15 protein-coding genes are annotated in these 20,419 nt (G+C 53.6%); 3 read left to right on the plus strand and 12 right to left on the minus strand.

The annotated features are described in order from the left end of the window. Positions 1-17 precede the first annotated feature (17 nt). From U740_RS01605 to U740_RS01615, 3 genes are read left to right on the plus strand one after another with little or no spacing between them, the layout of a single operon-like run. Entirely contained in the window at positions 18-902 is an 885-nt protein-coding gene (locus U740_RS01605; RefSeq protein WP_051921117.1) for a polysaccharide pyruvyl transferase family protein, read from the plus strand. Positions 903-908: 6 nt separating this feature from the next. After that, a complete protein-coding gene (locus U740_RS01610; protein ID WP_036858599.1) occupies positions 909-2,618 on the plus strand; it encodes an arsenate reductase/protein-tyrosine-phosphatase family protein in 1,710 nt (569 codons plus the stop codon). A gap of 13 nt (positions 2,619-2,631) precedes the next feature. Beyond that, positions 2,632-3,585 carry an alpha/beta hydrolase gene (locus U740_RS01615; protein WP_051921118.1) on the plus strand — a complete coding sequence of 318 codons (954 nt, stop codon included), beginning with the start codon at positions 2,632-2,634 and terminating at the stop codon, positions 3,583-3,585. A gap of 61 nt (positions 3,586-3,646) precedes the next feature. Here U740_RS01615 and hflC read toward each other — a convergent pair whose 3' ends face one another. From hflC to U740_RS01675, 12 genes are all read right to left on the minus strand, one after another. Next, positions 3,647-4,585: a protease modulator HflC gene (hflC, locus tag U740_RS01620; RefSeq protein WP_036858600.1), complete on the minus strand. Its 939-nt coding sequence runs from the start codon at positions 4,583-4,585 to the stop codon at positions 3,647-3,649. Then, positions 4,582-5,610 carry an FtsH protease activity modulator HflK gene (gene hflK, locus U740_RS01625; protein WP_081890798.1) on the minus strand — a complete coding sequence of 343 codons (1,029 nt, stop codon included), beginning with the start codon at positions 5,608-5,610 and terminating at the stop codon, positions 4,582-4,584. The genes hflC and hflK overlap by 4 nt, the downstream gene beginning before the upstream one ends. 142 nt (positions 5,611-5,752) lie before the next feature. Continuing rightward, the gene (locus U740_RS01630; RefSeq protein WP_235189887.1) at positions 5,753-8,158 is read right to left on the minus strand and encodes an HzsA-related protein; all 2,406 of its coding nucleotides are present in this window, start codon (positions 8,156-8,158) and stop codon (positions 5,753-5,755) included. 226 nt (positions 8,159-8,384) lie between these two features. Then, positions 8,385-9,371: a glycosyltransferase family 2 protein gene (locus tag U740_RS11765; RefSeq protein ID WP_051921119.1), complete on the minus strand. Its 987-nt coding sequence runs from the start codon at positions 9,369-9,371 to the stop codon at positions 8,385-8,387. A 59-nt stretch (positions 9,372-9,430) separates the two neighbouring features. Further along, positions 9,431-10,753 (minus strand): putative O-glycosylation ligase, exosortase A system-associated, encoded by a 1,323-nt coding sequence (locus U740_RS01640; protein WP_036858602.1) that lies wholly within the window; start codon positions 10,751-10,753, stop codon positions 9,431-9,433. Between the two features lie 63 nt (positions 10,754-10,816). Continuing rightward, the gene (locus tag U740_RS01645; protein ID WP_036858603.1) at positions 10,817-12,163 is read right to left on the minus strand and encodes a phenylacetate--CoA ligase family protein; all 1,347 of its coding nucleotides are present in this window, start codon (positions 12,161-12,163) and stop codon (positions 10,817-10,819) included. Between the two features lie 10 nt (positions 12,164-12,173). Beyond that, on the minus strand, positions 12,174-13,208 hold the full coding sequence (locus tag U740_RS01650) for a glycosyltransferase family 4 protein (protein ID WP_200877022.1): 1,035 nt from the start codon (positions 13,206-13,208) through the stop codon (positions 12,174-12,176). A gap of 65 nt (positions 13,209-13,273) precedes the next feature. Then, complete coding sequence (locus tag U740_RS01655) at positions 13,274-14,476, minus strand: TIGR04063 family PEP-CTERM/XrtA system glycosyltransferase (RefSeq protein WP_036858605.1); 1,203 nt, start codon at positions 14,474-14,476, stop codon at positions 13,274-13,276. A gap of 6 nt (positions 14,477-14,482) precedes the next feature. Further along, on the minus strand, positions 14,483-16,381 hold the full coding sequence (locus U740_RS01660; RefSeq protein WP_036858606.1) for an XrtA/PEP-CTERM system amidotransferase: 1,899 nt from the start codon (positions 16,379-16,381) through the stop codon (positions 14,483-14,485). 3 nt (positions 16,382-16,384) lie between these two features. Continuing rightward, a complete protein-coding gene (locus U740_RS01665; protein ID WP_051921120.1) occupies positions 16,385-17,569 on the minus strand; it encodes a TIGR03088 family PEP-CTERM/XrtA system glycosyltransferase in 1,185 nt (394 codons plus the stop codon). Next, the gene (gene xrtA / locus U740_RS01670; RefSeq protein WP_036858608.1) at positions 17,566-19,185 is read right to left on the minus strand and encodes an exosortase A; all 1,620 of its coding nucleotides are present in this window, start codon (positions 19,183-19,185) and stop codon (positions 17,566-17,568) included. The genes U740_RS01665 and xrtA overlap by 4 nt, the downstream gene beginning before the upstream one ends. Next, positions 19,175-20,401 carry a TIGR03087 family PEP-CTERM/XrtA system glycosyltransferase gene (locus U740_RS01675; protein ID WP_081890942.1) on the minus strand — a complete coding sequence of 409 codons (1,227 nt, stop codon included), beginning with the start codon at positions 20,399-20,401 and terminating at the stop codon, positions 19,175-19,177. Before U740_RS01675 ends, xrtA begins: the two co-directional genes overlap by 11 nt. Positions 20,402-20,419 lie beyond the last annotated feature (18 nt).

The following is a 20,419-nucleotide window of genomic DNA, read 5'->3' on the forward strand; positions in this document are numbered from 1 at the left end:
CCTGAGGCAACCAATTTATGAAGCTCTGTTACTACCATGACAACGAAGGTAATTTTGGAGACGATTTGAATGCCTGGTTGTGGCCAAAGTTACTGCCTGGCGTCATTCAGGGTATCGCCAGGCACGGGGAAGAATACTACGAGGAAAACAACCGGGAAGCGGCCCTGCTGTATGGAATTGGCACCATACTCGACCAGAGAATTCCCCCTCTGCCGGTAAAATTTATTGCGGGCTCCGGGGTAGGTTATTTCTCTTCACCGGAGATCGATGACAAGTTCAATATCTATTTTGTCAGAGGACCGCAAACCGCAAAAAAGCTGGGTATTGATCCCTCGAAAGCACTGACTGATCCCGCTATCCTGTTAAGGGAGTTCATACCCGAAGCTGAAAAAATTCACGAGGTGTCATTGATCATGCATTGTGACACCGCAAAAAGTGGCTATTGGAAGCATATCGCCAATGACCTGGGAATCCACCACATTGACCCAAGGACAAAAGATCCCCTCATCGTTATTAACAATCTGATTGCCTCTAAATACGTCATCACCGAATCACTTCATGGTGCAATTATCGCTGATGCCTATGGCATACCCTGGCGACCCATCAACACCATGCCCCATATCAATCAATTCAAATGGCATGACTGGTGCCAGTCAATCAATGTGGCCTATGAGCCGGCAAATCTGGTCTCAATTTTTGACGACAGGCGGGCCACCACCACCAAAACCCTGCTCAATAAAGGCAAGGCCTTTCTGGCCAGGCAACAATTGAAACATCTGATCAAGGAGGGGAAATCCTTTAACAGCAACCCTGCGGTCATTCGTTCTCATACCAGCCAGATGCTGGAAAGACTAGCCCAGTTGACGATTGATGCGAATAACCTTCAAGACAGGTTGAAATGATTACCAATGACTATCCTTCTTCTTGATGGGGACACATTACCGGCTTTGGCGATTACCCGTTCGTTGGGTAGCCGGGGCATTCCGGTAGTCGTTGCCTCTCACCAGCAAAACCCCATTGCCGGCTACTCGCGTTACGCATCGAGTATTCTCGATTATCCGAATCCGCTACTGGCCCCTGATGACTTTGTTCGCTGGCTGGAAGATCAGCTCACCGATCACCAGTACCAACTGGTGATCCCGGCCACGGAGCGAACCCTGGTGCCCATAGCCCGGCATTTTCACAACAGCTCCCACTACAACAGGATTGCCGCACCGGAGCTGGATGCACTGGAAACCGTGCTGGACAAGTCGCGGACTGCCCTGCTCGCCAGGCAGTGCGACGCCCCCCTTCCCGCCAGCTGGGATATAACCGGCATTGAAGCGCTTCAGTCCGCGCTGTCTGAATTCAGCTATCCGATGGTGATCAAACCGGGTCGGTCCATTTCAGACAACTCGCTACGGACGCCACTGTCGGTCCGCTACGCCCATTCAGAAGAAGAACTGATCAAAGTGGGCACGGAACTGCTCCAGCACGGCCATCTGGTGCTGCAGGCGTATTTTTCCGGTATCGGCAAGGGTATTGAGTTAATTGCCAATCGCGGTGAGATCGTTAGCGCCTTTCAGCATCAGCGTCTTCATGAAATGCCCCTCAGCGGGGGCGGCAGCAGTTATCGGAAAAGTGTCAATGTTGATCCGGTCTTGCTCGATGTCAGTGCCCGGCTGATCAAACAGCTGAACTGGCACGGTGTCGCCATGGTGGAATTCAAGCAGAACCCGGAAAGCGGTGAATTTATTCTGATTGAAATCAACGGTCGTTTCTGGGGTTCGCTGCCCCTCGCCGTTGCCGCCGGCGCAGACTTCCCTCACCAGCTTTACCAGCTTTATACCGCTCAACCGATTGAAACAAAGCCCTACCAGACTGAGATCTACTGTCGAAAACTGTCCAGCGATCTTCGTTGGCTGGAAGCCGTGGCACGCAAAGATGCTGATCCCCGGCTGGTGACTATCCCGGCACTGAGCGAGGCCATGAAAGATTTACTGAAGGTATTCTCCCCCCGACATTATTTCGACGCCCAGTCATTGTCTGATCTGAAACCGGGTCTGGTTGACCTCTGGCAGATTGTTCGCAGTTACACGGACCGGTTGAGCGGTGTTTACCGCGAGAAACAGTTCCGCAACGGGATTATCAGGCGCAGTCGCTATTCATTGGTCAGCGATCGACTGTCGACAGCCAGCCATATACTGTTTTTATGCTATGGCAATATCAATCGCAGTGCTGTGGCTCAGGCCCTGGCAGAAAAAAATATCCCGGATACCGGGCGATATTTCTTCAAATCAGCAGGATTTCACCCGCTGGGTAACCGACCGGCAGACCCGAGAATGGCCGCTATTGCCGCAGCGGAGGGAGTGCCTATGAACCACCTCCGTTCGTCGGTACTCTCCACGGAATTAACCGAGTGGGCAGACATCATTTTTGTCATGGAGGCCGATCACGTCAAACAACTGGCTACCTTTTCACAAGCTGCCGCAGACAAGGCACTGCTGCTCGGCGGCCTGTTTGCTGATCAATCAGCCGCTGAAATTCCGGACCCCTACAACAAACCGCAACCGGTTTACCAGTCGGTCTACCGGACTATCGATCAGTGTATTTCAGGCCTGTCAAAACTGGTTTGCTAAGGGAGGGATCACTATGAGCTGGCTCAGAGAATTCTGGCCATGGTTGCTGGGAGCATTTTCTGTCTGCACCGTCCTGTTTATTCTCTACACACTGTTTTTCTCGAACAGGCCCACGGTCAGACAATTCACCTATAAAGAGACCCCCCAGGGAAAACTCACCCTGGAAATTCATCTGCCCCGGGACTGGTCTGAAGATGACCGCAGACCCGCCGTCCTGTTCTTTTTTGGAGGAGGCTGGATAAGCGGCGGGATCGAGCATTTCAGCTGGCAGGCAGATTATCTGGCCCGGCGGGGAATTGTCGCAGTCAGGGTCGACTATCGTGTGGACACACGCCACCACACGACTCCGGATAAGGCAGTGGAAGACGGATTTGATGCACTTTTATGGTTACAGCGGCACGCGGTGGGACTGGGCATTAACCCGCAACAGATCGTTTCGTCCGGTGCCTCGGCGGGCGGCCATATCGCTGCCTGTCTGGCGATATGCAATCACCCGGCGGGCATCGACATGTCATCAATGCGTCCCGCCCTGTTAGTACTGTTCAACCCTGTACTCGACCTGGTCAATCCCACGGCGGAAGAGGAGTTCACCAGCCGGGAAATTGAACTGATCGCGATGATGCCCGAGTCAGCGGTCACCAGGCTGTCACCCAATCTGCATATCGACGGCAGCACGCCACCCACCCTGTTAATGTTTGGTGACCGGGATGGGCTATTGGCGCAGGGCAATTTTTTCGCAGAGAAGGCCTTATCAGAAGGGGTGCCCACCACCCTGTTAACCGCACAGGGACAAAAGCACGGCTTTTTTAACCGGGAGCCCTGGCGCAGCGCTACCATTCTGGCTATGGATCATTTCTTGCTCGAACAGGGCTATCTTTCCGGCACACCATTGATTGATGAAGCCGTGACAGACATGACATCTGACAAAAAAACAGGGAAGGGAAAGACATTGATAGAAAAGCAGTGATGGAAAAGTGAGCAGATGACAGGTTTTTTCTCAACAGCCTGTCGTCTGCCCCCAAAAACCACTAACGGTCTGTCTTTTCCAGATAACGGAAGAAATCGGAATCCGAGCGAATCATCAAGGTGGCGTTATCACCGAGCGCCTTGTAGGTCTCCAGCGTACGTATAAACGCATAAAACTCCGGATCAGCACCAAAGGCTTCGCCGTAGATACTGATCGCCTCGGCATCGGCATCCCCGCGAATTTCCTCTGCTTCCCTGGCCGCTTCAGAATTGATGCGACGTAATTCTCTCTCCATTTCACCGGTGATTTCCAGACTGCGACCCTGGCCTTCGGCACGAAACCGCTCGGCAATGGCCTGACGCTCGGAAATCATGCGGTTTTCCACCTGGCGACGCACGGAGTCAATATAGTTAATGCGCTTGATACGAACATCCTTGAGTTCAATACCCAGATCGGACATCAGTTTTGAGGCACTTTTCAGTATCTCCGACTCCAGTTTTTCACGGCCCAGTTTGGGACGCTTGGTCAGACTGACATCATCCCGATCCTGCTCTACCTCATCGAGCTCATCCACATCAACATCCCAGTCTCCGGAGCGGACAATCTCTTCCAGTTCTGTGCCGGAAATAATGTCTCTCACCACGGAGTCAATAATGTCGTCGAGGCGGGTACGCCCACCGCGCTCATCGCGAACACTGCGCAGGAATTGCAGGGGATCCACAATACGCCAGCGAGCGGTGGTATCCACCTGGATAAACTCACGGCCAAGGGTGGGGATCTGGGATACATCGCCGTCCCAGACCAGCAGGCGCCGATCATAGCGACGCACCTCCTGGACAAAAGGCAGTTTCCAGTGCAAACCCGGGGTGCTGATCACATCCCCCTGGGGTTCGCCAAACTGGACGATAATGGCCTGCTCGGCTTCATCAACGACAAAGGCCGATGAAAAGACAATGATAGCGACAAAAAGCACGACAAAAAGACTGGCCAATTTTTTCATTTGCTTGCTCCCTGACGCGCATCACGCACATTCATCAATGGTAGGGGCCCTACCTGATCTTCCTGCACCATGAGTACCTGTCCAATATTCGGCAGTATTTCTGCCATGGTTTCCAGATAGAGACGGGTGCGGGTTACTTCAGGTACCGTCTTGTACTCCACCAACATCGCGCGGAACCGGGCAGTTTCACCAAAGGCACGGTTAACGCGGGCAGTGGCGTAACCCTCGGCCTCGGAAATCAGGCGCTGGGCTTCACCCTCGGCCCGTGGAATCTGCTGATTGGCCCGTTTGGTGGCTTCATTGATCATTCGTTCGCGTTCCTGGCGAGCTTCGTTCACCTCATTAAACGCAGGCCGCACAGCCTTGGGGGGAACCACGTCCTGCAATTCAACGGTAATCACATGAATACCGGAATCGTAGAGATCCATGATGCCCTGAATTTCATCGCGGGCTCCCTGAGCAATTTCGACCCGACCAACAGTCAACACCTCTGAACCGAGTCGGTTACCCACTACCCGACGCATCACGGACTCGGAAATATCCCGCAGTGTCAGATCGGGTTCACGTAGCTGGTAGAGGTATTTGATGGGATCCTGGATGCGATACTGAACCACCCACTCCACATCGATCACATTCAGGTCGCCTGTGAGCATCAGGGACTCACTGGTAAAGTCGCTCTCGGAGTAACTGGTCCGGTTGTTGACCTCACCCACACTACGAAAACCAAACTCCTGCTTCAGAACCCGGGCAGATGCCACACGCTGGACTCTGTCGATACCAAAAGGCAGTTTGAAGTGCAAACCGGGATCCGTAATGTTCACCACGGCGCCAAAGCGTTTGACGACGGCCTGCTGTTCCGGCTGGACTGTGTAGAACGACGAAAATACTGCCCAGAGAACAATAACCAGTACCGGCAGATAAACAATCGCGCTCCCCCCCTTGGGAAGCTTTTTCAGCAATTCAGCAAGGTCTTCGTGGAGATCGCGCTCCCCACCGGATGAATCCTGCCAAGGGTTCTTCTTCATAAATGATTCCTGGAGTTGGGTAATAATTCAGCAACACCCTAACAGTTGAGGCAGAGAGATTGCTAACAAAAACTTTTTTGGCAGTGTCTCCAGGGGAGATAACCCTAAGGGGGTCTGTATTAAATCCAGCAGTGTTAAACCACTATTCTGCCGCCCCGCTGTCCAGCCACTCACCAATCAGATCGACTTCTGATGGCGTCAGGTCTACCGGATGATCGGCACCAAAATCAATATCATCGGCATACAGGTCATCGGTGCGGCCATCGGTGCGTTTGTTTGCGGCCTTCCAGTACAGCAGGCTTTCACGGGCATACATGTTGTTCACATATTTACTGGTGTAGGGACGCTGTAAACCATACTTTCTGGTTTCGTTGGTGGAGCTGGTCATCTGTACTTTCAGGCGTTCGGGTAGTGCTTTCTGGGAGAAGTCCCAGACAAGATTTTGATAATCGTATAGCGGCACATCCCCGCCGACCGCATGGCAGCTTGTGCACTTTGCGTCAAGGATCGGTTTGATGTCCTTGGTGTAGGTGGGCACCTGCATGGCTTCCGTCAGGTCAAATGCCGGGGCACTGAACGCCATTGATTGTTCGTAGGGGCGGCCTTCTTGCCCATGCAGGTGACAACCCATACAGACGCGCTTCTCACCCTTCCGCAATGACTGGGGAACCTGATCGCGCTTAATGATTCGCCCACCTGAATCCACCCCCGCCATAATATAGGGCGTTTCGCAGGGCAGTTCCGCCTTGAATGATTTGTCCGCCAGCAGTGGCACATCACCCAGCAGTTTTACCCGGTTGCCGATACTGTTGTCCCAGTTGCGGCTGCGGGTGGTGTTGGGGATGATCTCGTAAAAGCGGATGGCAGCCAGTTCGCCATGGTCCACCGCCTCCATCAAGGCCCCGTCATTATTGACGGTTTTGTACTGCTCGTTGAACGAATAACCCTTGTAGTTGAGCGCGTCCGTCGACCCGGCATCAGAGCTGGTAATCTGGCAGGAGCCGTCATCGGTGTTGACCAGTGCGGGCGTGGGGATGTCTCTCGATACCACCACACGGGCGCTGAACTCGTGCCACTCCGGGTGATCAACGATCAGCGTCAGATCATCGGGAGACTGGCTGGGAATCACGGTGGTTTTATACAACCCCACATCACAACCGATGTCGTCTCCGATCTTGTCCGGGGTGCCGGGCACTCCGGTAGCAACCTGCGTGCAATAACCTCTACCTACCGATAGCAGCAATTGGTTATCTGGTGTGCCTTCGGGCCAGCCCACCTTGCCCAGATACCGACCGCTGGTGTCTTTGCGGGATGCGGCGTCCTCAGAGGTAGACCACACCGCTGCACTGTAATGACCGCTTGGCACAAAGCCGGGGGCCGGGCCTTCAATACCATGCTTCGCTGGAGGCCAACAAACCACATCACCCAAACCGAGGTTGTTTGCCCGATAGTAGTTCACCGTGCAAATATCATTGTTGGCCCGCTGACCCAGAAAGTGCATGGCCTTCATAGTGTTGCTGCGTGGGTTCGAGCCAGTCAATCGGCTTTTATGGGCACCAAGCAGGGCGGTCATGTCCCCGCCACGGTAATCCATATCCATGATAGACCACATATTGCTGGTGGTACCGGGCCAGTTAATGCTGCCGTTGGTGGAGCCATAGGCCAGATTGTGGCTGAGCCAGTGGGAACTGTAGGCCACCCGACCGCTGTTCAACAGGTACGGGTGCAATGCTGCCGTCACCTCGTGGGGGGAAATATCCACAACGTTCGAGCCATCCACGTCGGCAATAAATAACCGGGGTTCCGGGGCATTTGACGTGCCAATGCGATCCATGTGCGGTGCATAAAAACCGCTACGGGTGGAGCCAAACAGCATCTTGCCGTTGGGCAACCATATCGGGGAAATGTCTTTATTGCCCTGGTTGTGGGGCCATGCGGTCAGAGACTCACTCGCAATGTCATAGATGTAAATGCGGGCGTCCGTGTTCGAGCCATTGAGCTGCTGGGGCGGGTAGTTGCGATTCTCGGGCCACGGTGGTTTCAGTCCGTCGGCTGAGTAGACAGAGAAGGCAATCTTTGAGCCGTCCAGTGACGGCATGGCGTCGAACGGCACACAGGGCCGTGCTTTGTCCATGCAATCGTAGATGATCTTCTCGGTGCCGTCTGCGCTTAATAGAACCAGCTGCCCCGGTGCGTTGAAGCGATCGAACTGGCGGGCAACTTCCGGCAAAGCGTCCATGTAGTCCCAGTTGTCATTGGTATAATCGCCGCTGCTCAGTGTGACAGTGTGCTCACCGTGGGTGCGGGGAACGCGGGTGTAGACCACGGGATATGTCAGTTGCGTTGCTGACTTCTGTACCGCTGGCTTTTGTGCTGCTGGCTTTTTTGACGATACTGTTTTTTCGGCAGGTTCTGACTCGACCTTTGGCTCTGCCGCTGACTCCGGCTGTTCAACCTCGCCGGGGTGCACACCCCGTTTTATTCGCTTGAATTCTTCCCAGTTTATTTCAGCCAGTCTTGTCGGGGGCAGGCCCACATAGACCAGCATTGACACGGCTGGCATCCGCTCTGACGCCACTACTGTCGAACTGCCAGCTTGAGTCTCGATATTAATCAACAGGAATGACAGTAAAAAAAGGAGCGATTGGAACGGAGCTTTTGAAAATATTTGGCGTTTCATAACATGTGTCTACCCGGTTGACATCCATCCCCAGTATGCCCATGCCCGTCTTGGACAAAGCATTGCTATGCCGGGTTCCTCTACACAACAGACATCAGCGGGGTTTACACAGTGCCCTGATAGTGAGCCACGCACAATAAATACTCCATTTAAAGCTGGGTCTGGCAGCCAGTGCGATTCTGGCTACTGCCGCAGCGGCCTTAATGGAATCTCTTTGCTGCAACTCCCCGGATAGCAGTTTTGAGTTTGAGGACAACGACAGCTTTGCATAACGAACTGCCTCTGGCGTATGACAACTGGCGAGAAGGTGCCAGTAAACCGAGTTTTCCAGCAAACGTCGATTGAGATCGCCCACGCCTTTTGATGCGGATTCGTGCCCATGTGTTACTGGCGCATTGTGCGCCGAACAAACATCGGGACGAAACAGAATACGCCCCGTTGCGGCATCACAGAGACGCACAAATAAATCCACATCCTCCGCATAGCGCGTTTCCTCCCAGAATCCACCAATTTTTTCCAGCAGAGCTTTTCTGACGATGGTGATATTGAGATGCGCATAATCGGGGAAACAGAGCATTTGCTCACGGGTTATCTGATAGACCGGCCAGTCAGCCAACCGCTGATCCTGACGTATACTGGCTTCGACACGCCTGAAGCTGGTTTTTGCAAAAACGGTTTCACCGTGCATTATTTTCTGGTTGGCAAAGTGCAGATCGGCATCGGTTTCCCGCAGAGCCGCCGCCGCGATAGAAAGCAGGTCTGGCTGACACCAGTAGTCGTCGTCATCACAAAAGGCGATATAGGTCCCTTTTGCGGCATCGATCCCGATGTTTCTCACCACCGATGGTCCGAGACGTCGCCCTCCTTCGGTATTGGCCTTCAACAGACGATAGCGCGGACCGAACGCCTCCATCATTTGCCGATAGGCGACAAGCACATCGCCACTGGAGCCATCGTCAACAACCACAACTTCATAGTCCGGGAAATCCTGCTCGGCAATGCCGTCAAGGCAGCGCTGCAGCCAATCGACTCTGTTGCGCGTCGGGACAATGACGCTGATAAAGGGTTGCGTTGCTGACATAGGTTTAATCCGGTTCAAGAATATCTGTCAATTGCTGCTGGAACGAGCAATACCTCGGGTTAATTTGGTGGCATCCGTTGCTGGCTGCGCATTCTATTGGCAGGGGCTTTGGGCCGCTGGATAATATCGCTCGACTGGTCCAAGCCCACCACTTCCCGGCTGGCAAACTGGTAATTCAATAATACCGATATGGCGATGATGTGCCAGGGCAAATCAAAATACGACAGACTCAGAAAGGCCCCACCTGACATATAGGCAATCAGACTCACCTGCAGCATTCGGGCCAGCAAATTTGCATGCGCCGAGCCCGGATCATTTTTGGTGCGTTTGATCACCTGGGTGAGATTTCGCCAGGCCAACCCAAGCACCGATAAAAAGAGAATCAACCCCAGCCAGCCATGATCTGCCAGGACTGAAAAATAAATGCTGTGGGCCACAAATACCCGATTGGGGTTCGGCGCATAAATGGCGAACATCTGCTTTGACCAGCCCGACAGCCCGGCCCCGGTCAGTCTATCATTGGCCACATTGATGCTGTATTGCCAGGAGTTGATTCGGGACATGGCCGACTCATCTTCCTCATAGGTCTGTATGCTCTCCATACGCTCGTGCCAACTTTGCGGCATAAAGGCAAAAATCAGCGATGCGGCAATGACGAGTAAAAAACCACTGACTATTTTGGTTTTGCTTTTTAGCCAGAAAAAGAAGCCCACCGCTGCCATCGCCAACAAAGCGCCCCGCGACTGGGAGCCAAATACCGAAATCAGACTGAAAAACAGGGCGCAGCCCATCCCGTAACGCACCCATCTCTGGGGTGTTATCCGGTAGAGATACACCATTAACGGCATGACCATCAACACCGCAACGGCCAGCGCATTGTTCTCTGAAATATAACTGGCCGGCGGCCCGAAAACATGAAAGGCACCACCGGTCATAAGCGTGAAAATGCCGCCCTTAAAACTGAAGAACCCTACGGAGAGGACGATTACCCAGACAAGAAGGTTTAGTTTTTTCTCATCGATTATCAGGATCAGGGTCAAAAACGTCATCACCTGAATTTTCAGTATATTGATATAGGATTCCATAGCCTGGTCGGGGTAGACCGCATTAAAGGTTGCGATCGCCATCCAGACGATAAACATCAGCCATATCACGACTGTGGCGTTTATCGGCAGGCGCTGCCTTTCCGTACTGAACAGAACTGAAACAAACAGGGTCAGCGCCACGATCATGGCAAACGGCATGTTGTAGGCAAAGCCCCAGGTCAGCCGGTGTGGGTTCATGTAACTGAGCCAGGACCAGACCAGAATACCAATGTAGGCGTGGCGTAAAATGAATGGCAGGCTGCCAAACACCATAAGGGTAACCAGGATATCTCTCATAACGGTTGCGTGTTAGCTCCCCCGGACAGGCATCAACCTATCCGTCAATTGACTGTGGGCTGATCAGGTTACTTTGCTGACCACATAACGGAATTTGCCTGATTTTTCCGGCCTGATTTCGTCACAGTATTCAAATTCAACCGTGACCGCCTGCCCCAGCCTTTTTTTAAATACATCGCTGATTGCCTGCTCATTGCCGATGACATAATCATCACCGCGGACAATCTCCACCCGTGTCAGGTCAAGTGACTCCTGTGTGATTTTGAACGAGGCGATACCGGGCAGGTCACGCAGGATATAAATCAGGGCGAGGCCGTGCAGCAGGGTTCCGTCCTGAGCCATCAGAAAATCTGTCGAACGCCCCTGGACTTCCTGCATCACCGGCAGCCCCCGTCCACAACCACAGGGTGAGTCGCTGAGTACACCAATATCACCGGTACGATAGCGAACAAAGGGAAAGTCGCGAGTGGCCATGTGGGTCACGACAATTTCTCCGGACTCACCCGGCGGCAGTACCCGGCCATCACCATCCACGATTTCGACAATAATATCCTCGGCCGTGATGTGCATCTTGCCCGCCGGACACTGGTGGGCAATAAATCCGGCATCCCGGCCACCATAGCCGTTGGCGACGGGACAACCAAACACCCGTTCTATTTTCTCCCGCTGGTGATCGTAGAGCCGCTCAGAGGTGACAAAGGCCACCCGGATACCGAGTCCCGAAAGATCGATACCGCTGTCTTCAGCATGGCCGGCAATATGCGCCAGTGCCGAGGGGTAACCGAACAGCATTGCTGGTTTGACCTTGCGGATAGTAGCCACAAAATCATCCAGTTTGGTTTTTGACATTTCGAAGGCCGGCAACAGGCGGGTCCTGAACAACGTATCGCGCAACTGCCGCACGCGATCCTGGGTACCCAGCTCTATTGGCGATCCCCAGACCACAATCTCCGGGTCCCCAATATCCACATTCCACCAGCGGGTAGCCCGCCATTTGGCAGCCACATCATGGCTAACACGCTCACTGCCAATGAAAAATATAAGCGGTTCACCACTGGAACCACCGGTATTGAAGCGTGACAATCCCACCGCACTTTCAGCCTTCATGCTCTCACTGTTGGCGCGGATTTCCGGTTTTCCCATGAGCGGCAGCTGCTGCAACCCACTGAGTGACGTTATTTGATCCGGCTTGATGTCCAGCGCAGCAAACAGTTGCCGGTAATAGGGTACATGTCGGCCAATATCAACGAGAAATTCCCGCAGCCGCTGCAACTGCAGCTGCTCCAGTTCCGCCGCCGTCAGCCACTGGGTTCGCTCCATATCGCGACGAACACGCACCGTGTTGTGATGTTTCAGCCGCTCGTGCAGCGGAAACAAAACGCCCGAGACCAGTTGCGTATACCAACTCATTGCTCTGACCTCATAACCCTGACCTCAGTGATCGATAGAGTGTCAGCCACTGTTCTTTTACCACTGGCCATGCGTAGAGCCTGACCGCGTCCAGTCCATTGTCAATCAACCTTTGCCGCGTCTCCTCTTCCCTATACAGGCGGATTATCTGCGCCGCCATGGCTGCTGCGTCTCCTGCAGGCACCATCAGGGCGGTTTTTTCCTGCGACACGATATAGGGAATACCGCCCACATCCGTCGTCACCACTGGCACACCACAGGCAAGTGCTTCCAGAACGGAGTTCGGCATATTGTCTACGGTGGTCGGGTTCAGAACCAGGTCGGCGGACTGGTAAAAATCCACGATTTGCTGAGCATCCAGCCGACCGACAAACTGAACATGCTCCTGTAGACCCAGCTGGTCGGTCAGGGCCGTCAGTTCGGCCAGCTGCGGTCCGGAGCCGGCAATGGCCAGTTCTATTGCCGGGATCTCCCGGCGCACGATAGCCAACGCATTGATTGCTGTTGCAATGCCATAAATGGCTTCGAGATTGCGGGTAATAATCACCCTGAACCCCTTTGTGGCCGGCGCATCATCAACTATGGCTGCTGGCCTGAACCTTTCCAGATTTATGATATTGGGGATCACAGTGGTCTCAACGCCAAACTTGGCAAACACCTCCTGGAGATAACCGGAGGGCACGACAATTTTAGTAGCTCGATTCAGGGTTGGCCTGATCCACCGAAAAGACTGTTTGAAATAACTGCCTGCTTCGCCCCCCCGATAATTCACGATAACCGGGGTATTTTTCAACCATGCCAGCCAGACCACGGGCGTGGAAAACAGCTGCCATGACCAACCGGAATTGGCCATCAGGTGGATGACGTCGACTTTGCCAGCCATTTTCCAGACGGCCACCAAATAGGGTACCAAACGGAACAGTGCGCGAACGCCCCTGAGTTTTTCCACTGACTTTGGACGGTAGGGCCGATTGGTCTGCACTAGGCAAACCTCTAGGCCTTCTTCTTTGAACAACTTGACCAGCTGACTGGTCTGGGTCGCCATGCCACCTGCCGGAGGGGGCAGAGGGCCAACCACCCCCAGACACAATTTTTTTTCTGGCTGAGCCGTCATCCTAAAAGATCGCCATAAACCTGCCGATATCGGCTGACGCTGTTGGCCCAGTTGCGCTCTTCCTCCACATAACGGCGACCATTGCTGCGCATGGCAGGCCACCGTTGCCGATCATCAAGCAATCCGATGACGGTGTGAGCCAAGGATGCAGCACTGCCAGCGGTAAACAGGCAGCCATTTTCACCTTCTCGAATAAGCTCCCGGTGACCGCCTACATCCGAAGCGATCACCAACTTACCCTGAGCCATGGCTTCCAGTGGCTTCAAGGGCGTTACCAGATCTGTCAGCCGCATACTAAGCCGCGGATAGACGAAAATGTCGACCAGATTATAATAATTCTGCACATCGGTATGGGGAACCCGGCCCGTCATGATCACCACATCCTGCAGACCCATCTCATCAATCTTTGTCTTGATCAGTGATTCCTGTGGGCCGCCACCCACCAGCAACAGACGCAAATTGGGGCAGCTGGCAATCATTTCCGACATCGCTTCAAGCAATAGCGGGATTCCCTCATAGGCATAAAATGAGCCGATAAACCCCAGTACCGTTTTATCTTGCAAGCCAAGGGTCTGCTGCAGTTCCGGGTCTGCCCCGGCCTCCACACTGAAATGCTCAATGTCCACCGCATTGGGGATGACGGTAACCTTCGATGGCGCAATACCGCGATGGACAATATCGTCTCGCAGCCCCTGACAGATCGTGGTGACGGCATCGGCGCGACGAAAAACATGACTTTCCATGCCATGGGTCAACCGGTAGCGAACACCCAGCTCTCTGCTGGTACCGTGATCAACGGCGGCGTCCTCCCAGAAAGCACGGCATTCATAAACCAGTGGCAGGCCAAATTTTTTATTCGCCTGCAATGCTGCCAGACCATTTAACGCCGGGGAGTGGGCATGGAGGATATCCGGCTTCTCCGTTTCGATGACCTCGGCAATACGTTTTGCCAGCGTCTGTATCACCTGCCACTGGTTGAGTATCGGCAGCCGTGACAGCAAACCGCTCCCGGCCGGGGTCCGGTAAAAACGAAGCCCGTCGACCTCCTCATACGGCACCGAGGAACCGGGATGCTTTAAACCGGTGACATGAACCGTGTCCCAGCCGAGCGCACGCTGCTGCCTGAGAATATTGCGGGTGCGGAAGGTATAACCACTTTGCAGGGGGATCGAGTGGTCGAGAATATGGAGGATACGCATGGCAATCTATAGCTCGAATTGATCGTGTTTGGTGGTGGCTTCAAACATCAGCAACGACCATAAAACAGCGCTGTGGTCACGGCGACCGGAGAGATGCTGGTCGACCAGTTCTTCCAGATAGGGCTGGTTAAACAGTCCGGTTTTAGCCAGGTTTCCGCCGGTAATGGTACCTCGTAACCTGTCCCGGAGCGGCCCGCGAAACCATTTTGACAGGGGTACGCCGAAACCCATTTTGTCGCGGTAAAGCACATCATCGGGCAAGTGCGGCTCAAGGGATTTTTTGAGAATGTATTTACCTTCCTGCCCTTTCAATTTGATATTGGAGGGCAGACCGGAAACCCACTCCATCAGCTTGTGGTCCAGCAATGGAACCCTGACTTCCAGCGCATGGGCCATACTGGCACGATCCACTTTGGTAAGAATATCCCCCACCAGATAGGTTTTCATGTCGAGGTACTGAATCAGCGACAGGGGGTCATCGGTGGGAGCGCGTGCGGCATGGTGATGAAAGGTATCCACAGCACGATAGCCCGCCAGCTGGCTTTTCATTTTCCCGCTGAACAGTTTTTCCCGTTGATCGTCCTTGGCCAGTGACACCGAGTGAAAATACGCTTCGACGGAATCGCGCGCCAAAGACTGAAACGTGCTCTTCGCACGAAACACCCTGGGTGCCCAGTCCGCTTTTGGATAAAGGCGGCCCAATGCGCCGAACAGGGGTTTGCGCAGCTCAAGTGGCAGCCGTGATCGCAGTTTTTCCTCGTTCATGTGCCAACGATAGCGGCGATACCCGGCAAAGCCCTCGTCACCGCCATCACCGGACAGGGCCACGGTTACCTGCTGCTTGGCCAGCTGGCAAACCCTGTAGGTGGGAATCGCCGAACTGTCGGCGTAGGGTTCATCGTAGAGGTCGGCGAGAATATCCAGCAGGTCGAAATCGTCACTACTGACGGTGCGCTCGAAGTGATTGGTCTGATAGCGGGTGGCTACTTGCCGGGCAAATTCTGTCTCATTGAATTGCTTGACATCAAAACCGATGGCACAGGTGTTGACCGGTTTATCCTGCAATCCGGCCATCATTGCCACCACGGCACTGGAATCCACACCACCCGACAGAAACGCCCCCAATGGCACCTCGGCCTCCATGCGCACCTCCACCGCTTCCCGCATCCGCACCAGCAGTTCTTCCTGCACCTCAGATTCCGAGCCTGCCTGGACCGGTGTAAAGGGGATATCCCAATATTCGTGAGCCTCCGGCACCGGTTCACCCCGGCGCAGCAGCAGGGTATGCCCGGGTGGAAGCTTGAAGACATCGCGATAAATGGTTTTTGGCTCGGGGATGTAGCCAAAGGCAAAGTAGTCTTCTACCGCCTGCACATTCAGCGAACGGGGTAAGCCGGGGTGGGCTTTGAGCACCTTCAGTTCTGAACCAAACACCAGTTGCCCGTCGGGCAGGATGGAATAGAACAACGGCTTGATGCCAAACCGATCCCGGGCGAGAAACACCGATTCTGCCCGGCGGTCATAGACAGCAAAGGCGAACATGCCGCGAAAGTGATCTACACAACGCTCTCCCCATTCCTGCCAGGCATAGAGGATAACCTCCGTGTCACAGCGGGTACGAAAGTGGTAGCCCTTTTCCCTGAGCTGCTCGGACAATGTATGAAAATTGTAAATTTCGCCGTTAAAGACGACGCAGAGATTGCCATCTTCACTGAACATGGGCTGTTGCCCGGAGGACAGATCGATAATCGACAGGCGGCGATGGGCCAGTGCAACACCCGGCTCAAGATGCTGGCCGCCCTCATCGGGGCCGCGATGAAACTGAGTCTGGTTCATCGCGCCGATCAGGTCACCATCAAAATCCCGATGGCCCGTTAAATCAAAAATTCCCGCAATACCACACATGCATTAATTGCCCTGAGTTCTGTTGCTATTCAATGGCGCACTATCCACACCCAGCAGGGTGTCGTAAACAGCCAGGTAATCCGCCACTGTCTTTTCCCAATTGAACGTTGTCCTCACCAGAGCCAGCCCCTTTTCACCCATGGACTGCCGGAGGGTGGGATCATCTACCAGTTCAGCCAAAGCGTCGGCCATTGCCACTACATTATTTACCGGCACCAACCTGCCGTTAACGCCCTCTTCTATCAGCTCTACATTGCCACCCACACTGGTGGCAATGACCGGCAAGCCGGAAGCCATCGCCTCCAGCAGAGTGTTGGAAATACCCTCTGCGAGGGATGGCAGGATGAAGATATCCATCAGCTGCATCAATACCGGGACATCATTTCTGTCACCGGAAAACCACACCACATCGGAAAGACCAAGCTGTTTTACCCGGTCAACCAGTTGCAGTTTGAGCGGGCCATCACCCACCAGTACCAGCCGCAGTGTTCCCCGCAATATCGGCCTCTTTGTGAACAGATAGCCAACCGCCTCAATAAGCAGCTGCTGGTTTTTTACCTCGGCGAGCCGCCCGACAGTTCCGACCACAACGGCATTCTCTGGCAACAATCCCGGAGGGGCCAGATCACCCAGCTGCGCATCGTCCTGACGGGGTGAGAATTTTCCTGCATCGACACCATTGTAGATCTGCCGCAACTTTTTCTCGGGAATAGCTACCGTATGCTTCAACCACTGCAGCAGGTCCCGGCTAACCGCGATATAGCGGTGCACAAAAGGCTGCATTGCTTTGCGCAACAGATTATATTTTTTATTGGTGCCATCGAGGTCGTGAATATCCCGCCCGTGCTCACCGTGTACACGTTTGATACCGGGCATCAACAGCGTGACTAACTGCATCTCCAGACTGGCCAGATTGCGGGTATGAACAACGTCGGGCCGCAGAGTCCGCAGGGTTTTCCATAAATCCCAAAAAACACGAAAATTCTGACCAGCGGGTTTATGCAGCTGGATAACCTGTACACCCGGCAAGGTAATCCGGTTGGCAAAATCATCTGCATTTGTCAGACAAATAATCACATGCCGATAACGGTCTGGCGGTGTCCGGTTAATGATGTTGATCAGGCCATTTTCCAGGCCGCCGGTGCCCAGGGCATAAATGATATGCGCCACAAGAGGAGTGGTTTTCACGGTTGCTTTGCCCCGGAAAATTCCCGGTCGAGTGAGTTTTCCAGTTCCGGCAACATCGTATGGATGAACCTTTGCAGCTTTTCTTCAGCAACGGCCATCTGTTCGCTCTCGCCCGGGAAATCTATCGGTACCGCGAGGGTGATAATGGCACCATCCCGCCTGTTTTCCAGCAACCGGGCGCTCAACTCATATAACTTGGCCACATAGTCATTGGCCGTATATTGGTCGCCAATGCGATACCACCGCCAAACCAGCAGATTTTGACCGGGTCCTTTCACCACTGCGGATAAAACCCAGGTTGTTTCACCGTTGAGGTCCACGGATTCTCCACCCATGGGAAACACTCGCCAGTCGCGAACATCGCGATTAAACAGGCGGTTCTGACCACTGATCAGTTCCGCACCCCGCTCCTGTCGCAGATACTGGGAAATATCGAGCATGACAGCGGGCTGCCCTTCAGCGTCATTCTGATTCTGATACACGTAAAACTGCTTTATATGACTATCGTTGCCCCTATGCTGGGGATACCAGTCCCAGAACACATCAGTACTCAGGGTAAACTCGCCGAGGCGCTCTGGTACAAATTCGACGGCAGTCGGCCTGGTCTCCCCGCCCTGATTCAATGCAAAGACCCAGGCGGGCCAGATAGCCGCGATGGCCAATGTGGCGAAAACCGCAAGAATAACAGCGGAGCCCGGTAAACATGATCGTTCACTAGACTTGGTCTCAGACGTGCTGCCGGAGTGTGCGGGTAACTGATCGGGGTCGCTCCATTTGGCCCCAATCACAAATAAAATCAGCATAACAAGCCCAAAGAAAACCCAGCCATAAATCAGGTGATCAACGCCGACCGCCAGCTCCATGCCGCTGAGATGACCAATCATGACAATCATGTAGGCGCGCAGTCCGTTGGCAATGATTGGTACAATTGACGCCACCAGGATGAATGCCAGTCTTTTTTTCATGCTTGAGTAGTTGATATAGGCAAACAGGCATCCCAGGGTCACCGATGCAATCAGATAGCGAATACCGCTGCAGGCTTCCACGACTGACCAGTTTCCGGAGGGCAGTGCGATAAACATGCCCTCGCGATAAACGGGGATTCCGCTAAGTTTTACCAAAGCAACGGTTACCGTTGCGGTGTATTCCATCAACGGGGGAACCAGCTCCTCTCCCATAGGGACTGCAAAAAATAGAAATGCCAGCGGAAAAATCAATGCTTTGGAAATTTCTGTCCCCATAACCGTCAGAAACGCAGCGACAACCATGGTGATCAGCGCGAACTGCTGAACAACCTGAACATCCACCAGATTACCCAGCATCCAGAGAAACCCGGCAGCAGCCAGGGGGATCAACGCCAAAAATTGTGGAGTGGGCCGCAGATTCTGCAGAAAATTTCTGCGCCGCCAGATCAGCCAGGCGACAATAGGCAGGATCAGAAAACCGTGGGTATAGGTTTCAGCCTGGTACCAAGTGGACACCATTATCCATGTGGTTTCATAGAAAAGACCAAAAAAAACTACCAGCAGACCAATAAAAAAAACGGGAACAAGTAGTTGCTCCCTGGCTGTGGGCGTCAATTGCAGGGCATTGATCAATGACGGTTCAGACTTCATGGCCCGCACCTCCACTCACTGAAGCTCTGCCATCTTCCAGCCAACTGGTGACGTTGGGCAGGTTGTCGTCCCAACTGAAATCACGGGTGACTTTTTCACGGGCCGTCTTGCCGATTGAGGAAAACTGACCGGCCAGAACCTGCTTCACCAATGCACTCAAAGTCGCTTCATCGTCAGCCACCAATACGTCTTGACCATGTTCAGCTGCGATGCCCTCCAATGCCTGCGGGGTGACAATGACCGGTTTGGCCATGGCCATGGCTTCCAGTACCTTGTTCTGAATACCCCGGGCAACTCTCATCGGTGCGACCGCAGCCACGGCAAACTTCAGATAGGGGCGAACATCCAGCACCCGACCGGTGACGCAAACCCCGGAGATTTTCTCCAGAGACTGAACGGTTTCGGTAGGATTGCTGCCGACGATATACAGCTTCAGACTGCTATCAACCTTTTTGAGACTCGGGAACACTTGCTCGGCAAACCAGCAGACCGCATCCTCGTTGGGCCAGTAATCCATCGCACCGGTAAATACCAGGACTTTGTCCTGAGGACTGTATGGCGTCACCAGATCAGTGTCCGGAGAAAAGTAATCCACGTCCACGCCATTATTATAAAAGCCGGTTTTACTGGCCACTTCGGGAGCGAGCGTCTGGAACATGGTCGCTTCGGCAGAGGAGACAAACAGGCTGGCATCAAACTCAGCCGCCACATGACGCTCGTAAGCCAATAAACGCTTTGCTTCCCGGCGATAAATCCAGCTCATTGGCCAGCGCTTTTTCTCCGAATACTGTCGCCACTTATCGGAATCAATGTCCACGAAATCAATCAGTTTCCGCTCAATAGGCAGCTCTGTGCCGGAAACATATTGCGCCATGGCAGCGGAGTAAATGACGGCTCGCTGAATACCCTGCTCAGTAGTTACACTGCGAGTCCAGCGGGCCAGCGCGGCACTGAAAAAATAAGGCAGGGTCAACGGTTCACCGGTTATCAGTCCGAACAGACTTTTCAGCCGGGCCTTGCGCTGATTCAGTCTGACAAAGCAGCAATCCTCACAATATTCCCGAACCTGCTCCCGATATTGCCAGTCTTCTGCATCATCGATAAAAGCGCCAAGGTAAACACGATAATGCTCACTCAAATATTTGAGCAAGTGAAAGGAGCGTATCTTGTCACCTTTGTTGGGGGGAAAAGGGATCCGATGAGATAGAAATAACATTGCTGGCTTCATGCTAGA

Origin of the sequence: Porticoccus hydrocarbonoclasticus MCTG13d, from assembly GCF_000744735.1 — a bacterium.
GTDB classification, from domain to species: domain Bacteria; phylum Pseudomonadota; class Gammaproteobacteria; order Pseudomonadales; family Porticoccaceae; genus Porticoccus; species Porticoccus hydrocarbonoclasticus.

What these genes read in the sequence shown, in the direction of transcription:
- U740_RS01645 (WP_036858603.1), bottom strand. Translation starts at nt 12,163, where the DNA reads ATGAGTTGGTATACGCAACTGGTCTCGGGCGTTTTGTTTCCGCTGCAC.
- xrtA (WP_036858608.1), bottom strand. Translation starts at nt 19,185, where the DNA reads ATGAAGTCTGAACCGTCATTGATCAATGCCCTGCAATTGACGCCCACA.
- U740_RS01605 (WP_051921117.1), top strand. Translation starts at nt 18, where the DNA reads ATGAAGCTCTGTTACTACCATGACAACGAAGGTAATTTTGGAGACGAT.
- U740_RS01655 (WP_036858605.1), bottom strand. Translation starts at nt 14,476, where the DNA reads ATGCGTATCCTCCATATTCTCGACCACTCGATCCCCCTGCAAAGTGGT.
- hflC (WP_036858600.1), bottom strand. Translation starts at nt 4,585, where the DNA reads ATGAAAAAATTGGCCAGTCTTTTTGTCGTGCTTTTTGTCGCTATCATT.
- U740_RS01640 (WP_036858602.1), bottom strand. Translation starts at nt 10,753, where the DNA reads ATGAGAGATATCCTGGTTACCCTTATGGTGTTTGGCAGCCTGCCATTC.
- U740_RS01630 (WP_235189887.1), bottom strand. Translation starts at nt 8,158, where the DNA reads ATGCTGGTCTATGTGGGCCTGCCCCCGACAAGACTGGCTGAAATAAAC.
- U740_RS01650 (WP_200877022.1), bottom strand. Translation starts at nt 13,208, where the DNA reads ATGGCGACCCAGACCAGTCAGCTGGTCAAGTTGTTCAAAGAAGAAGGC.
- U740_RS01615 (WP_051921118.1), top strand. Translation starts at nt 2,632, where the DNA reads ATGAGCTGGCTCAGAGAATTCTGGCCATGGTTGCTGGGAGCATTTTCT.
- U740_RS01610 (WP_036858599.1), top strand. Translation starts at nt 909, where the DNA reads ATGACTATCCTTCTTCTTGATGGGGACACATTACCGGCTTTGGCGATT.
- U740_RS01660 (WP_036858606.1), bottom strand. Translation starts at nt 16,381, where the DNA reads ATGTGTGGTATTGCGGGAATTTTTGATTTAACGGGCCATCGGGATTTT.
- U740_RS11765 (WP_051921119.1), bottom strand. Translation starts at nt 9,371, where the DNA reads ATGTCAGCAACGCAACCCTTTATCAGCGTCATTGTCCCGACGCGCAAC.
- hflK (WP_081890798.1), bottom strand. Translation starts at nt 5,610, where the DNA reads ATGAAGAAGAACCCTTGGCAGGATTCATCCGGTGGGGAGCGCGATCTC.
- U740_RS01675 (WP_081890942.1), bottom strand. Translation starts at nt 20,401, where the DNA reads ATGTTATTTCTATCTCATCGGATCCCTTTTCCCCCCAACAAAGGTGAC.